Origin of the sequence: Micrococcus sp. (genome assembly GCF_030523875.1) — a bacterium.
Classification (GTDB): domain Bacteria; phylum Actinomycetota; class Actinomycetes; order Actinomycetales; family Micrococcaceae; genus Micrococcus.
In genome coordinates this window covers 6,948-21,701 of the sequence record NZ_JAUNHR010000010.1, presented here as the reverse complement: position 1 = coordinate 21,701, position 14,754 = coordinate 6,948, and the positions used below count along the sequence as shown (strand labels likewise).

At 73.8% G+C, this 14,754-nt stretch carries 17 protein-coding genes; 3 read left to right on the top strand and 14 right to left on the bottom strand.

The features are described 5' to 3' along the window. Positions 1-18 precede the first annotated feature (18 nt). The 4 genes from Q4D18_RS02660 to Q4D18_RS02645 form a co-directional block, all read right to left on the bottom strand. Positions 19-1,227 (bottom strand): acetyl-CoA C-acetyltransferase, encoded by a 1,209-nt coding sequence (locus Q4D18_RS02660; RefSeq protein ID WP_303125521.1) that lies wholly within the window; start codon positions 1,225-1,227, stop codon positions 19-21. A 132-nt stretch (positions 1,228-1,359) separates the two neighbouring features. Then, positions 1,360-1,875 carry an SRPBCC family protein gene (locus Q4D18_RS02655; protein ID WP_303125518.1) on the bottom strand — a complete coding sequence of 172 codons (516 nt, stop codon included), beginning with the start codon at positions 1,873-1,875 and terminating at the stop codon, positions 1,360-1,362. A gap of 112 nt (positions 1,876-1,987) precedes the next feature. Beyond that, positions 1,988-3,130, bottom strand: a complete 1,143-nt coding sequence (prfB, locus tag Q4D18_RS02650; protein ID WP_303125517.1) for a peptide chain release factor 2 — start codon at positions 3,128-3,130, stop codon at positions 1,988-1,990. A gap of 140 nt (positions 3,131-3,270) precedes the next feature. Continuing rightward, the gene (locus Q4D18_RS02645; RefSeq protein ID WP_303125516.1) at positions 3,271-3,570 is read right to left on the bottom strand and encodes a hypothetical protein; all 300 of its coding nucleotides are present in this window, start codon (positions 3,568-3,570) and stop codon (positions 3,271-3,273) included. Between the two features lie 167 nt (positions 3,571-3,737). Here Q4D18_RS02645 and Q4D18_RS02640 point away from each other — a divergent pair, with 167 nt between their 5' ends. Next, positions 3,738-4,547 (top strand): alpha/beta fold hydrolase, encoded by an 810-nt coding sequence (locus Q4D18_RS02640; protein ID WP_303125514.1) that lies wholly within the window; start codon positions 3,738-3,740, stop codon positions 4,545-4,547. Between the two features lie 42 nt (positions 4,548-4,589). Here the strand turns inward: Q4D18_RS02640 and Q4D18_RS02635 are convergent, their stop codons facing one another. The 9 genes from Q4D18_RS02635 to Q4D18_RS02595 form a co-directional block, all read right to left on the bottom strand. After that, positions 4,590-5,345 carry an SDR family NAD(P)-dependent oxidoreductase gene (locus tag Q4D18_RS02635; protein WP_303125512.1) on the bottom strand — a complete coding sequence of 252 codons (756 nt, stop codon included), beginning with the start codon at positions 5,343-5,345 and terminating at the stop codon, positions 4,590-4,592. A 180-nt stretch (positions 5,346-5,525) separates the two neighbouring features. Next, positions 5,526-5,654 (bottom strand): hypothetical protein, encoded by a 129-nt coding sequence (locus Q4D18_RS02630; RefSeq protein WP_303125510.1) that lies wholly within the window; start codon positions 5,652-5,654, stop codon positions 5,526-5,528. 24 nt (positions 5,655-5,678) lie between these two features. Then, positions 5,679-6,161, bottom strand: coding sequence for a pilus assembly protein TadG-related protein (locus Q4D18_RS02625; protein ID WP_303125508.1), 483 nt, complete (start codon positions 6,159-6,161; stop codon positions 5,679-5,681). Beyond that, a complete protein-coding gene (locus Q4D18_RS02620) occupies positions 6,161-6,610 on the bottom strand; it encodes a hypothetical protein (protein WP_303125506.1) in 450 nt (149 codons plus the stop codon). Before Q4D18_RS02620 ends, Q4D18_RS02625 begins: the two co-directional genes overlap by 1 nt. Beyond that, positions 6,594-7,013, bottom strand: a complete 420-nt coding sequence (locus tag Q4D18_RS02615; protein ID WP_303125504.1) for a TadE/TadG family type IV pilus assembly protein — start codon at positions 7,011-7,013, stop codon at positions 6,594-6,596. Before Q4D18_RS02615 ends, Q4D18_RS02620 begins: the two co-directional genes overlap by 17 nt. Before the next feature lie 8 nt (positions 7,014-7,021). Continuing rightward, entirely contained in the window at positions 7,022-7,228 is a 207-nt protein-coding gene (locus Q4D18_RS02610; protein WP_303125502.1) for a hypothetical protein, read from the bottom strand. Between the two features lie 100 nt (positions 7,229-7,328). Beyond that, positions 7,329-8,270 (bottom strand): type II secretion system F family protein, encoded by a 942-nt coding sequence (locus tag Q4D18_RS02605; RefSeq protein WP_303125500.1) that lies wholly within the window; start codon positions 8,268-8,270, stop codon positions 7,329-7,331. Next, a complete protein-coding gene (locus tag Q4D18_RS02600) occupies positions 8,267-9,124 on the bottom strand; it encodes a type II secretion system F family protein (RefSeq protein WP_303125498.1) in 858 nt (285 codons plus the stop codon). Before Q4D18_RS02600 ends, Q4D18_RS02605 begins: the two co-directional genes overlap by 4 nt. Continuing rightward, positions 9,124-10,350, bottom strand: a complete 1,227-nt coding sequence (locus tag Q4D18_RS02595) for a CpaF family protein (protein WP_303125496.1) — start codon at positions 10,348-10,350, stop codon at positions 9,124-9,126. Before Q4D18_RS02595 ends, Q4D18_RS02600 begins: the two co-directional genes overlap by 1 nt. Positions 10,351-10,589: 239 nt before the next feature. Here Q4D18_RS02595 and Q4D18_RS02590 point away from each other — a divergent pair, with 239 nt between their 5' ends. Then, positions 10,590-13,652 (top strand): FtsK/SpoIIIE domain-containing protein, encoded by a 3,063-nt coding sequence (locus Q4D18_RS02590; protein ID WP_303125494.1) that lies wholly within the window; start codon positions 10,590-10,592, stop codon positions 13,650-13,652. A 143-nt stretch (positions 13,653-13,795) separates the two neighbouring features. Here Q4D18_RS02590 and Q4D18_RS02585 read toward each other — a convergent pair whose 3' ends face one another. Further along, positions 13,796-14,035: a type II toxin-antitoxin system ParD family antitoxin gene (locus Q4D18_RS02585; RefSeq protein ID WP_303125492.1), complete on the bottom strand. Its 240-nt coding sequence runs from the start codon at positions 14,033-14,035 to the stop codon at positions 13,796-13,798. A gap of 83 nt (positions 14,036-14,118) precedes the next feature. On the opposite strand from Q4D18_RS02585, the gene Q4D18_RS02580 reads away from it, so the two are divergent. Continuing rightward, on the top strand, positions 14,119-14,700 hold the full coding sequence (locus tag Q4D18_RS02580; protein WP_303125490.1) for a dienelactone hydrolase family protein: 582 nt from the start codon (positions 14,119-14,121) through the stop codon (positions 14,698-14,700). Positions 14,701-14,754 lie beyond the last annotated feature (54 nt).

Here is a 14,754-nt window from a genome sequence, read left to right as displayed (position 1 = left end):
CCTTTCTTCTGGTGGGGGTCAGCGGAAGAGGATGAGGGCCTCGCCCTGACCGCCGCCGCCGCACAGCGAGACCGCGGCGCGTCCGCCGCCACGGCGGTCCAGCTCCAGGGCGGCGTGCAGGGCGAGGCGGGCCCCGGAGGCGCCGATGGGGTGGCCGAGGGCGATCGCGCCGCCGTGGATGTTCGTCTTCTCGAGCGGGTAGTCCAGATCGCGGAGGGACTGGACGGCCACGGCGCCGAACGCCTCGTTGATCTCCACGAAGTCGAGGTCGGCCACCTCCCAGCCCTGCTTGCGGAGGGCCTCCTTGACCGCGTCCGCGGGCTGCGAGTGGAGCTGGGAGCTGTCCGGCCCGGCGGTCTGCCCGGCGGCGCCGACGGTGGCGAGCACCTGCAGACCCCTCTCCTTGGCGTACGCGCGGGACGTCACGACGAGGGCCGCGGCACCGTCCGACAGGGGCGAGGAGTTGCCCGCGGTGATGGTCCCGTCCGCCGTGAAGGCCGGGCGCAGGCCCCCGAGGGACTCCACGGTGGTGTCCGGACGCACGCCCTCGTCCTGGGCCACCACGAGCGGCTCGCCCTTGCGCTGCGGGATCTCGACGGGCGCGATCTCGACGTCGAACAGGCCGTCGGCCTGGGCCTGCGCGGCGCGCTGATGGGAGGCGGCGGCGACCTCGTCCTGCTCCGGGCGGCTGAGACCGCGCTCGCCGTTGCCGGACTCGGTCAGCTCGCCCATCGCCTCGTGGCTCAGCGTGTCGGTGAGGCCGTCCCACGCCACGGAGTCCAGCAGGGTCGCCGGGCCGTACTTGAAGCCCTTGCGCGCATTGGGCACCAGGTGCGGGGCGTTCGTCATCGACTCCTGCCCCCCGGCCACCACGACCTGCGCCTCGCCGAGGCGGATGAGGCGGGCGGCGTCGGTGACGGCCACGAGGCCGGAGAGGCATACCTTGTTGAGGGTCATGGCGGGGACGTCCCACCCGATGCCGGCGGCGAGCGCGGCCTGACGGGCCGGGTTCTGACCGGCGCCGGCCTGCACGACCTGGCCCAGGTAGACCATGTCCACGTCCTCGGCCGGCACTCCGGACCGCTCCAGCGCGTGACGGATCGCATGGGCGCCGAGCTCCACGGCCTGCAGGCCGGCCTGCTGCCCGAGGAGTCGGGTGAAGGGCGTGCGGGCGCCGCCGACGATGACGGCGTCGGTTGGCTGCGGCTGGGGGGTCGAGGCGGTCATGGCGGTCCTCCTGGGTCGGCGGGCGGCGCACGAGCGCGCCGGGTCATTCACACCCATCCTATGACGGCTGTCACAGATCCGACGGTGCGTTGCGCCGCGTCGGTCGCGGGTGGACCCATGCGTGGGCGCGCCTCAGCGGGCGGGCCGGTCTGCCGCCGCCCCCAGCCGCCGGATGGAGCCGACGAGCTTCTCCTCGGTCAGGGCCCACGCGCGGGCGAGGCGCTTCTCCTGGTCCGGGGCGATCCGGGTGCCGTCGTACGTCAGGCGCACCCGGGTGGACTCATCCGAGAGCGGCTCGAGCTCCCACGTCCACAGCTGGCCGCTGGGCGGCTCCCCCAGCCTCCCGGGCTCCCAGGCGATCGCCCGGTCCCGCTCGAACCGGTGGACCACGCACTCCACGCGGACGCCGTGGGCCAGGTCCATCCGGAACGTGTCCCCCACGCCGGTGATCGGAGCGGGGTCGACGGGCGCGGCGACGTTGGTCCCGCCGTCGATCTCGAGGTGCCGGGCCGGATCCGCGAGCAGCGCGAACAGGGCGGCCGCGGGCGCGGCCACGGTCTCCTCGGCGCTCACGGGCGGCGGGGTGGAGCCCCCGGCGGGACGGGGGTCGGCCGGGGCCGCGGGCGAGGTGTCGTCGTGCTCGGTCATGGGTCCATCCTGGCCCGCGCCCGCCCCGCGGGGAACCCCTCCCCGGGACGACGGCGGACCGCACCTCCACGGGGAGGGTGCGGGCCGGCGTCGTGGGCGGGGTGAGGGCGGGTCAGCCCTTCTCGGCCTCGGCCTCCGCCTCGGCGTGGGCCTTGGACTGCTCGGCGCGCCAGCGGATGCCGGCGTCGATGAAGTCGTCGATGGCGCCGTCGAACACGGCGGAGGGGTTGCCCTCCTCGTGGCCCGTGCGCAGGTCCTTGACCATCTGGTACGGGTTCAGGACGTAGGAGCGCATCTGGTCGCCCCAGGACGCCTTGACGTCGCCGGCCATCTCCTTCTTCTTCGCGTCCTCCTCGGCCTTGCGCTGCAGCAGCAGGCGGGACTGGAGCACGCGCAGCGCGGCGGCGCGGTTCTGGATCTGGGACTTCTCGTTCTGCATGGACACGACGATGCCCGTGGGGATGTGCGTCATGCGCACGGCGGAGTCCGTGGTGTTCACGGACTGGCCGCCGGGGCCCGAGGAGCGGAACACGTCCACCTTGATCTCGGACTCGGGGATCTCGATGGAGTCGTCGGACTCGATCAGCGGCACCACCTCGACCGCGGCGAACGAGGTCTGGCGGCGGCCCTGGTTGTCGAAGGGGCTGATGCGCACCAGGCGGTGCGTGCCGGCCTCCACGGAGAGGGTGCCGAACGCGAAGGGCGCGTTGATCTCGAACGTGGCGGACTTCAGGCCGGCCTCCTCCGCGTAAGAGGTGTCCATGACCTTGGAGGACCAGCCCTTCTGCTCGGCCCAGCGCAGGTACATGCGCATGAGCGTCTCGGCGAAGTCGGCCGCGTCCACGCCGCCGGCGCCCGCGCGGATGGTGATGACGGCGTCGCGCTGGTCGTACTCGCCGCTGAGGAGGGTGACCACCTCGAGCTCGTCGAGGGCCTTGCGGATGGAGGTCAGCTCCACGTCGGCGTCGGTCAGCAGGGACGGCTCGTCCTCCTCGGCGGCCAGCTCGACCATGGTCTCGAGGTCGTCGATGCGGTCCGCGAGCGACTTGATGCGCTTGAGGTCGGCCTGGCGGTGGGAGAGCTTCGAGGTGACCTTCTGCGCCGCCTCGGGGTCGTCCCAGAGGTCCGGAGCGGAGGCCTGCGCCTCGAGGTCGGCCACCTCCGCCGTCATCTTCTCGACGTCGGAGACCTGCTCGATGGAGGCCAGGGTGTGGCGCAGAGCGTCGATCTCTGCGGAGAAGTCAGTGTCAGCCATGGTCCGCCCAGCCTACCGCCCGGCGACGGAGGCGGGTGAGCCGGCCGAACCGCCGGCTGTGCGCAGGACCGCGTCCTGGTGACGCGGTCCTGCGCACAGCGTGAGATCCGACGACGACGGCCGGGTCCGGGGCGGGCGGCTCAGCCGCGCGGGGCGCGGGGTTCCGGCCGCACCCGGGCGGGTTCGATCCCCCGCTGCAGCCGCCAGCCGATGAAGGCGGCGAACGCCACGCACCCCAGGGTGGCGATCCGCAGCCCGTCCCAGGCCGGTCCGTCCAGCCGGGCCTGGGTGAGCAGGACGCCGACGGACACCTGGGCCAGCAGGATGTGCACCTCGCCGTCCGCGCCACGGCCGAGCTGACGCAGCTGGCCCCAGCGCCAGGCGGCCCCCATCGCGCCGATCACGGCAAGCGTCAGGGTCAGCACGGCGAGCACGTCCACGGCGGGGTCCTTCTCTCGGGGCGGAGGGGTTCCGACAAGACTAGGCACAGCGGGCGCAGAGGACCATGGCGGTCCGACCGCGTCGCCGCCGGGGCCGCCCGCACCGGCCGCATGTCGGGGCGTCCAGCACATGCCGCGCCCCTGCCTGGCGGGGTTAGCATCGCCGCATGTCACAGCCTGCCCCCCACATCGTGCGCCGCGGTTCCGGCGCCCCGCTGATCCTCGTCCACGGCATGGGCGTGGACCATCGCCTCCTCCTCCCCCTCGACGCCGCCCTCGAGGCCGCCGGCGGCTGGGAGCGCATCTACGTCGACCTGCCCGGCTTCGGCGGCACCCCCGCCCTGCCCGCCCCCGGCGGACTGCCGGAGATGGCGGACTGGCTGGACGACGTCGTCGGGGAGCTGGTGGGCGAGGCTCGCTTCGCCCTGCTGGGCAACTCCCTGGGCGGGCTGCTGGTGCGCGAGGTGCTCGCGCGCCGCGGCGAGCAGGTCGCGGGCCTGGCGCTGATCGCCCCGGTGGTGGACCCGGACCCGCGGGAGCGGGACGTGCCGGAGCGCGTGGTCCTGGAGGAGGACGAGGCGCTGATCGCCGGGCTGGACGAGGACGACGCCGAGCCGTTCCTCGAGATGGCCGTGGTCCAGACCCGCCCCGTGTGGGAGAACTTCCGCGAGCACGTGCTGCCCGGCGTGCGCGCCCTGGACAAGGACGCGGTCAAGCGCCTCGAGGAGCGCTACACCCTGGAGGGGCCGCTGCCCGAGGAGCGGTTCGGGACCTACGAGAGGCCGACGCTGATCGTCACCGGCCGCCAGGACGACAAGGTGGGGTGGAAGGACCAGCTCGCCCTGGCCGAGCACTTCCCGCGCCTCACCCTGGCCATGCTGGACCGCACCGGCCACAACGTGCACCTGGATCAGGAGGCGGCCGTCGGCGCGATGGTGCAGAACTGGGCGGCGGACGCGGCGCGGGAGCTCGACTGACCTCCTGGCGGCGACGGGTCCGCGCCTGCGCGGGCGGATGCCTCAGTACATCTTCTGGGTGCCGCCGTCCGCCATGAGCGTCTGGCCCGTCATGTACTGCGCGTCCGCGGACAGCAGGAACGCGACCACCGGGGCGACGTCCCGCTGCGGATCGCCGAAGCGGCCGAGCGGGATGCGGACGCGAGTGGCCTCGTACATCTCCGGGAACTCCTCCTTCCAGTGGGCCACACCCTCGGTGAGCGCCACCGGGGACACGAGGTTCACGCGGATGCCCTCGGCGGCCCACTCGTTCGCCACCACACGGGTCAGGCCGCGGATGGCCTCCTTGGCCGCCGCATAGGCCGCCTGGGTGGGCTGGCCGCTGATGGCCGCGCCGGAGCCGAAGTTGACCACCGCGCCGCCGGTCTTGGCCAGCTCGTCGTGGGCGACGGCCATGAACGTGCGGGTGGCACGGAAGCCGGTGTCGAAGGACAGCTCCCAGTCCGCCTCCTCCAGCTCGAGGAACGGCTTCTGCCGGGAGGCATGGGCGTTGTTGACCAGCCCGTGCAGGCCCCCGAAGCGCTCCACGGCCAGGGCGACAGCGCGCTCGGCGGTCTCCTTCCGGGTCACGTCCCCCTGCAGGAAGACGACGGCGGCACCGAGCTCGGCCTCGAGGGCCGCACCCGCCTCGGCGTCGATGTCCACGGCGACGCAGCCGGCGCCCCGGGCCACGAGCTCCCGGACGGTGGCCGCGCCGATGCCGGCGGCGCCTCCGGTGACGATCACGGACATGTCGGCGAGCTGGCCGGTGGCGGTCATGGGTGTCTCTCCTCATTCTCGGATGCACGGATCAGGGCCGCGAGCACGGCCCGCCCGCCACGCTAGCCGGGGAGGACACGGACGGACAGGCACCGCCGGCGGAGATCGCGGACGACGGACCGGGGCGGAGGCCCTCGGGGCACGGACCGGCGGACGCGGGGCACCCAGGACGCCCGCTGCTCACCAGTCGGAGTCGCCCTCCAGCTGACCAATGGTGATCGTCGCGCCGAGGACCATGGTGCGCAGCAGGCGCTCCGTGGCGTCGATGAGCAGCCTGTCGCCGTTCTCCACGGCCTCCGCCAGGGACATCGGGACGGGCGCGCGGCGGCGAGCTCAGCGGGTGAGGACCGTCCGCGAGCTGCCCTCGGCGCTGACCGGCACGGTGACCGGGAACAGCCCGGCGGCCCACCCGCCGGAGGGCGGGACGAGGGAGACGCTCGCCTCGATGCGGACCACCACGGTGGCGCCGTCCCCGGCGATGCCGGAGGCCACCGCGCCGATCCCCGGGACCGCCTCCCGGGCCCCGACGGCGGCCAGGTACTCCCCCACCGAGCCCTGGACGGAGGCGGGGTCCAGGACGACGCGCGGGTCCGCGTCGAGCTCGAAGGCCAGCTGCTCCGCCCCGGCCAGCGCTGCGCCGTCCGCGAGGGACTGCACCTTGCGTGCCTGGATGAGCACGCTCGTGGCGGCGAACAGCACGAGCAGCAGGGCGACCACCACGGCGGTGAGGCCGATGGTCAGGACGGTGGTCTGGCCCTCCTCGGCGGACGGGCGGACCCGGTGGCGGAGGCGTAGGCGTCGGAGGGCGGCAGGCATCAGTACCTCGGCATCCGCGCGCGGGCACTGGAATCGACGGTGACCAGACCCTGGGGCAGCCAGGAGCCGGGCACGAGCGGCGGGGTCAGCTCGACGGCCACCCGGACCTCCACGACCTCGCCGGGCTCGAGGCTGCCGCACCCGCCGAGGTCGCAGGCCACGGACGCGTCGTACGCGCCGTCGGCCACCCCGTAGTCCCCCAGGGTGAGGCGGATCGCGCCCTCCGCCGGACCGGGGCGGCCGCCGTCGGCGGAGACCATGACGCGCGCGGCCTGGTCGGCCGCGGCGACGGCCCCGAAGGCGGCGGACTGAATCTGCGAGGCGAAGACCATGAGGTAGACGAGCGGAACCAGGAGGATGACGCTCAGGGCGAGGAACTCGACGCTCGCGGACCCGTCCTCGGCGCCCAGGCGTGAGGCTCGCGGACGGGCGTCAGAACCGATGGGCATGACCGTGCACCTCCACCGGGATCGGCCCGGGCAGGAACCCGAGACCGGGCAGGCTCGTGGAGACGGTGACCCGCACCGTGGGGGCGCCGTCCAGGTCGATCGTCTCGGCGGTGACCTGGGCGCCCGACTGCCCCGGCAGGGACGCGGTGAGAGCCTCGCGGGCACGCGCGGCACCGTCGGCCGGGTCGCGGTCCGCGAGCGCCCCGTAGCGGGCGCCGGCGGAGGCGGCGTCGATCAGGACGTTGCGGGTGTGGATGACGATGCCGGCCTGCAGCAGCGCCGCGAAGAGCAGCACGAGCAGGGCGATCACCAGGGCGTTCTCGGCGACGACGGACCCCCGCTCGTCGCCCCAGCGGGCGCGGGCGCGCGGGCCCGGGCGCGCCGGGGCGACTGCGGTGGTCATGGACGGCCTCAGCCGGCGCCGTTGACGCGGGCGATGGCGCTGTTGAACATCTCCTGGAGCGCGGGCAGCGCGAGGGCCAGGAGCCCGGCCACGAGCACGGCGGACATGAGGGTGATCATGACCCACCCCGGAACGTCGCCGCGATCGTCGCGGACGTCGTCGTGGAGGACGGCGGCCAGGGCGGACAGGACGGTGATGCTGATGCGGTCGAACATGGGGTACCCCTCCAGGTGTGTGCCGGCACGGGGCCGGGAGTGATGGTGTGCGGATCGTCGGGACGGATGGACTGTTCAGTTGTGGGTCTGTGAGCGCGGGCTAGAAGCCGAGGCGCATGAGCGAGAGCCCGGGGAAGACGGCGAACACCACGGTGAGCGGGAGGATCCCGAACACCAGCGGCACCATCATCTGGATCTCCTTGCGGCCGGCGGCCTCCATCAGCTCGCGACGGCCCATCTCGCGCACGTCCTGGGCCTGGGCGCGCAGCACGTCCGCCAGCGGAGTGCCGCGGTCGAGGGCGATCAGGACGCCGGCGATGAACCGCTCCACCGGGGCCAGCTGGATCCGTCGGCCCATGGCCTTGAGCGCGACGGCGAGCGGGGCACCGGCACGCATGTCCGCCAGGGCTGTGGCGAACTCCCGGGCGAGCTCCCCCCGTGCCGTGGTGGCCACCCGTTCCAGGGCGCCGGTGGTGCTCTCCCCGGCGCTGACCGACAGGGCGAAGAGCTCGGCCACGGACGGGAACTCGGTGAGGATGGCGGTCCGGCGTCGGGTGATCGTCCATCCGAGTGCCTGGTCTCTCAGGACGTATCCGCCCAGGCCGGCGGCCACCACCAGGGCGACGGCGGTGAACGCGGGCGCGGCCCCGGACACGGCGAGGGCGAGCGCGGTGGCGGTGCCGACCGCGACCCCCAGGCAGGCCCAGAGGACCTGCTGCGCGCGGTAGTCGGCGGCGGTGAGGGGGGAACCCGCGGCCTCGAGTCGGCGGCTCAGGGTCTCGCCGGCCGGGCCGAGGCTCTGCACCACCCGGGTCATGGCTGTCAGCGGCGGCCCGAGCAGCCGTCCCCACGCGCCCCAGGGGGACGTGGCGGCGGCCTCGGTCTCGAGGAGGCGGGACGCGGGCACGTGGTGCCGCAGCTGCGGCTCGAGTCGCTGCTCCAGGCTCGGTCGCCAGCCCACAGGCTGGGCCAGGACGATCAGCCACAGCCCGAGGCCGAGGAGCGCGCCGAGTCCGAGGCCGGCTGCCAGTGCGGTGCTCATGCGAAGACCCTCCTGTCCGGGGGCAGGGAGCCGATGCGCCGCATGATCCGGTAGCACACGACGGACGTCACGAGCCCTCCGAAGAGGACCAGCCCGCCTGCCGCGGAGCGGTAGGCCTCGACGGCGACCGGCTGGGTGCCCAGCAGGAGCAGGACGATCCACGGGGCGCAGACGGCCAGGCGTGCGGCGTTGACCGTCCAGGACTGGCGGGCCTCCAGCTCGGAGCGGATGCGGGCGTCCTGCCGCAGGAACTCCGAGAGCGTCTGCAGGAGCAGGCCGATGTCCGCACCGCCCACCTCCCGGGTGAGCCGCAGGGACACGACGAGCCGATCCGCCACCGGGTCCGCCATCCTGGCCTTGAGACGGTCCAGAGCGTCCACGAAGCGCGCCCCCGCCCGATAGTCCCGGGCGAACTCCCGGAACGGCTCCCGCAGTCCCTCCGGGCCGCTGTCCCCGAGCTGGATCAGCGCCTCCGGCAGGGTCAGCCCCGCCCGGACCGCCGAGCGCACGTGGTCCACCGCGTCCGGCCAGAGCTCCCGCAGGGCGATGCTGCGGCGGGACGCCTGCCAGGAGAGGATCAGCCAGGGCAGACCCGAGCCGAACACGGCGAAGCACATCGCGATGGTCCACGTGCGGGTCAGCGCGAGGACGATCAGCCCCGCCACCAGCCCGCCCGCAAGCATGGCCGAGACCACTCCCGCAGGGGTGAGCCGGGTGATGCCCGAGCGGGCGATCAGCGTGGCCAGCCGCGTCGGCCTCCGGGAGTCGAGGTCCCGTGCCGCCGGCTCGGACCAGAGCGCCCACCAGATCAGGAAGAGACCGACGCCGAGCGCCAGGCCGAGGACGAGGGGCATCAGCGCACCCCCAGGACGTCACGGGGGTCGATCCCCCTCCGCGCGAAGGCCTCGAACTCGAGGCTCGCGGAGGTGTTGAGGACGAGCTCGCCCTCGATGTCCCGGCGGAACAGGGCAGAGGTCTCGATGACACCGTTCTCCACTCGGGACCCGACCGTGAGCACTTCACGGACTCGACGGCGACCCTCGCGGTCGCGCTCGCAGTGCACCACCACGTCGATGCAGGTGGCCACGGTGGGGACCACGAAGTTCCGGGAGATGTTCTCCCCGGCGAGCAGCGGCAGCGTGCAGAGCTTCGTGAGCGCGTCGGCGGCGGAGTTGGCGTGGATGGTGCACATCCCGGCCAGGCCGGAGTTCAGTGCGACGAGCATGTCCAGGGCCTCGGCCTCCCGGACCTCGCCCACGATCAGGCGGTCGGGCCGCATGCGCAGGGCCTCTTTGACGAGCCGTCGCAGGGGGATCTCACCATGTCCCTCGAGGTTCGGCTGACGGCACTGCAGACCGACGACGTCCCGCACGGGGATCTGCAGCTCGAAGATCTCCTCCACCGTGATCACCCGCTCCCGGGCCCCGATCGAGGCGGCCAGGCAGTTGAGCATGGTGGTCTTGCCGGCCTGGGTGGCCCCGGAGACGAGCACGTTCATGCCGGAGTCCACCGCGGCGTCGAGGAACCGGGCCGCGGCGGTCGTGAGCGAGCCGGACCGCACGAGGTCCTCCAGCCGCTGCGCACGGCTGACGAACTTGCGGATGTTGACGCTCCAGTGCCGCCGGGTGATGTCCGGGATGGCGACGTGGAGTCGGGAGCCGTCCGGCAGCGCGGCGTCCACGAAGGGCATGGAGAGGTCCAGCCGGCGCCCCGAGGACTTCAGCATGAGCTCCACGAGGTCGCGCACGCCCTCCTCCGTCAGCACGATGCCGGTCAGCTCGGAGCGCCCGGAGCGGGCGCAGTAGACCTCGTCGGGTGCGTTGATCCAGATCTCCTCCACCGAGCTGTCGTCCATCAGGCGTTGGAGCGGACCCAGCCCGGCGATCCGATCGAAGAGCTCACGCGAGGCGCCCTCGGGATCCTCGAGCCGGGGCAACGAGCTGACAAGGGACCGGGCCTCGTAGTCGGCGGTGGCCTCCTCGATGAGGGCACGGACGCGCTCGCCCTCGCGCTGGGGGTCCACCCCCTGGCGGCGGACGATCTCCCGGAGCTCGTCCTCCAGCATGCGCACGGCGTCCATGCACCCTCCCGTGACCCGTCGGGCCATCCCCTGGCCCTTCACTTGATGCACTGACCATAGTCGCCGCACACAGGTTCGCAGGCACCCCCTGCCCACTCTGTGGACAACTCCATCACAGCTGACACCGCTCGTCCGCTGTCCACAGCCCATGGGGTCTCCACGGTCCGGGCTCGCCTCGCCCTGCCACCCTGGCCTGGTCCACCGGCCTGCGGCCGACCGTCGATCGAAGGAGGGCGAGGATGTCCTGGCGCATCCGGGTGCTGGGTCTGGACGACCAGCACGACTGGGCCGTGTCCGGGCTGCCCGCGTCGACCTCCGGTCAGGACGCGCAGGTGCGGCGTCGCCTCGGCGTCCAGGCCCTGGACCGCGTGTCGACCCTCGGCGCCTGCCTCACGTACGTGGTCCGCCCGGGGGCGGCCGGGCGCACCGCTGCGAGCACGGCCGGACCCGAGGTCGCCGTGGTCACCGCGGACGGGCCCGACGCCGGCCGGATCACCCCGCTGTCCGGCGACGGGCTCACCGTGGGTCGGGGAGGCAGCCGGCTCGTCCTCGACGACCCGCTCGTCCCGTCCGAGCCGACCCGGATCGTGCTGGAGGCCGACGGCGTGCGGGTCCACCGCCCCGGTGGGCAGGGCCCCCTCCGCTGGACCGCCGAGGAGTCCCTCCGCATCGGCGCCACGTCCCTCGCCCTCGTCCGCGGATCCTCCGCTCCGCTGTCCCCGCCCGAGGACCTCCCCTCGGCGGAGGTCGAACTGGGACAGGCTCCTCCGGAGCACTCCACCCTGCTCCCGGTGGTCATGGCACTCGGCCCGCTCGCCATCGGGGCGGTGCTCGCGGTGACCATGCGCACGTGGCTGTTCCTGCTCTTCGGACTGGTGTCGGTGCTCGGCGTCGGCGTCATGCTGGGGCTCCAACGGGCGGCGCGCCGACGCCACCGAGACCTCCTGACTTCCCGGGCGGCTGACGTCGTCGCCCGCCGACGCGGCCAGGCCGTGACCCCGGCGGCGGTGGGCCTGGCCGTCCGCTCAGGCGTGGCCGATCGCTTCGGCCTCATCCCGACCCGTGCGGACGATCCCTCGCCCCAGCTGTGCTGGGGCGAGGGCACCGGAGTGCTGCCCTTCACCCGCACCGAGGAGACGGGACGCTGGGACGGGAGCGTCGACGTGAGACAGCCCGGCGTCTCCCTCTGCCCGGCCGGCTCCGTGGTCACCGTCTCCGGCGGGGCCCGGCTGCTCCAGGCGACCGGGCGCTGGGCCCTGTTCCAGCTCCTCCGCCACGCCGTGGCCACGGGAGCGCGACTGAAGGTCGCGACCGGCACCCGGGCCGAGACCTGGTGGGATCCCGCCTCGCCCCGGCAGGAGCTGCTGCTGCAGCTGCCCGACGATCCGTGGGTGCCCGCCGCCCTGCACGTGTGGCGCACGACCGCCGGCCTCTCCGAGACCCGTCGGAGCGCCCCCGGCACGACGACCGCACCACCCGCGGTCGTCCAGGTGGGCGTCGGCGCCGTCGGCGAACCCGGCGCCCGGGACGGGGACGTCCTCGACCTGGACGCGCGACTGCTTCACAGCCCCCGTCAGCGCCTGGAGCTGCGGGACCTGCACCCCTCCGGCATCAGCCCCTCGACCCTGCACTGGTGGCTGCAGGAGCTGGCCGACGACGTCGCCCGGCTGGGCCTCGCACCGGGGAGCACCGACGCGCTCCCGCTGCGTCTGCCCGAGGCCGTCGGAAGCTGCTCCGCCGCCCGTCATGCCCGGGCCCATCTCACGCCGGACTCTCCTGGAGGGGAGGCGGGAGCCGTCCTGGATCTGGCCGACGACGGCCCGCACGTGCTGATCGCCGGCACCACCGGCTCGGGCAAGTCCGACCTGCTGCTCTCCCTGCTGGTGGGTCTGGCCGCCCACCACGCCCCCGCGGAGCTGTCCCTCGTGCTGCTGGACTTCAAGGGCGGAGCCTCCTTCGGGCCCCTGGCCGGGCTGCCCCACACCATGAGCCTGGAGACCAACCACGTGGGGGCCGCCTCGCTCCGGGCCCTGGACGCGATCAGCGCCGAGCTCCGCCGCCGGGAGGCCCTGTTCGCCGAGGCCGGCGTGCCCGACTACCCCGGTTTCCGCGCAGCTCGACCCGCTGAGCCGCTGCCCCGGCTCGTCGTGGCGGTGGACGAGCTGCGCGTGCTGGTGGACGACCACCCGGCGGCCAACGCCGTGCTCCAGCGTCTGGCTGCCACGGGCCGCTCCCTGGGCTTCCACCTGCTGCTCGCCACCCAGCGGGCGACCGGCGCCGTGAGCTCCGACATCCGTTCCAACCTCGGCTCCACGCTGGCCCTGCGGACGGCCGGCGAGCAGGAATCCTGGGACCTGATCGGCGTCGCGGACGCCGCCCGGATCGATCCGGGCGCTCCGGGGACGGTCTGCCTTGCCCGGGGCGGGCAGCCCCTGCTCATCGTCCGGGCCGCCCCCTGGGCGTGCTCGGACGCTGGCCCCGTGTGGCGGCGGTGGACCGACCCCGCACCGGCCCACACGGCCGGCACCGACTGGCCGCGCCTGGTCGGTGAGCTCGTCGAGGCCTACCGGAGGCTGGATCCGGTCCTCCCCGCTCCGGTGGTCTCCCCGTCCCTCCCCGCCGTCTTCGCGCCCGACCGCTCCCGGCGCCGCGGGGCCGACGTCCTCGCTCTGATCGACGACGCCGCCCGCGCCCGGCACGTGCCGTGGCGGTGGCCCGCGGGCTCCGAGGGCAACACGGCCTGGATCGTCGAGCCCGCCGGAGGGCGCTCACCGGTGTTGACCGCGATCCTCGAGACCGCCGCCCGGGGCCCCGGTCCCGTGCTCGTCCTGGACGGCAGCGGCGAAGTGGCGCGCGCCGTCGCCGAGGGCGAGGTGGGGACGGGGCCGCGTGTGCTGCGACCCGATGCCGCCGAGGAGGATCTCGGGACGCAGGTGACGACCGCCGTGGAGGAGACCGCACAGGCCGGTGGCACCGTGGTGATCACCGGCTGGTCCTCGTGGACGGGGGTGCGGGTCGGGGACACCTACCGCTCCCTCGAGGAGGAGATCCACCGGCTCCTCGGAGGCGTTGCGGCCCGGTCCCTTCGGGTCGCCGCCGTCGGCGGGCGGGAGCTGGCCTCGGCCCGGCTGCTCCTGCACCTGCCGCACCGGTTCTTCGTGCCCGCCGGCACCAGTGCCGAGCATCGCCTGGTCTGGCCGCGCTTGACGGAGGTGGAGCCGGTGCCGGGCCGCGCCGTCCACGTCCACCCGGACGGGCCCGAGCAGGGGGTGCCCGCCCAGCTCGCCGTGCCACGCGGGTGACGGGGTCTCAGCTGATCAGGTCGGCGGCGTAGTCCTGACGGGTGTGGGCGAAGAGCACGACCAGGGCCGCGTCGGCCAGCTGCCGATAGACCACCAGGTAGGGGAACCGTCGGAGGGAGATGTGGCGGAGGTCCGGGACGCCGTCACGGGAGGTGGTGTCCGGCCGCGATGCGATCCAGGCGGGAGAAGAACTCCTCGTCCGCCTGGCCGCCGGGCCCGGACGCGAGGCTCTCGAGCACGGCCTCGCGCAGGCGGGTCCGGGCACGTTCGCGCCGGATCAGGTCACGCACGACCTCACTGGTGGTGCCGTAGGAGCCCTCAGCCACCTGCTCCTCCACATACGCCTTGAGCTCGTCCGGCAGGGAGATGTTCATGGTCGCCATGAGGGCATCATGCCGATGATGGCAGGCTTTGTCATTCCCGAAGACGCGTCGAGATCGCGGCGCAGGCGGCCTAGGCTCTGACCATGGCGCAGATCAACCTCTTCCACCACGCCCGCGGCCTCACCGAGGGCGTGCGCGCCCTCGCCGAGCAGATCACCGCCGCCGGCGGCCACACCGTGCACACCCCGGACCTGTTCGACGGCCAGGTGTTCGCCACCGCCGAGGAGGGCCTGGCGTACGTGGAGCAGATGGGGCAGGACGAGTTCATGACCCGCGCCATCCGGGCCTGCGCCGAGCACAAGGAGGCGTCCGTCGTCGCCGGCATCAGCCTGGGCGTCATGCCGGCGTGGAAGGCAGCACAGACCGCCCCCGGGTTCCGCGCGTGCATCGCGATGTCCGCCGCCCTGCCCCTGAACGCCTACGCCCCGCTGTGGCAGCCGCACACCGCCCTGCAGATCCACCTGGCCGCCGAGGACCCGTGGGTCAAGGAGGAGGACCTGCCCACCGCGCGCGCCTACGCCGCCACCGCCGAGCAGCCGGACAACCCCGCGGACCTCTTCGAGTACGCCACGGACCGGCACCTGTTCATGGACTCCTCCACCGAGGACCACGACCCGCAGCTCACCGAGGTGGTCGTTCAGCGGATCGTCGAGCTCCTGGCCTGAGCGGCCCCCGTGTCCGCCCGTCTGCCCCTCGGCATCCTCCTCACGGCCGCCCCG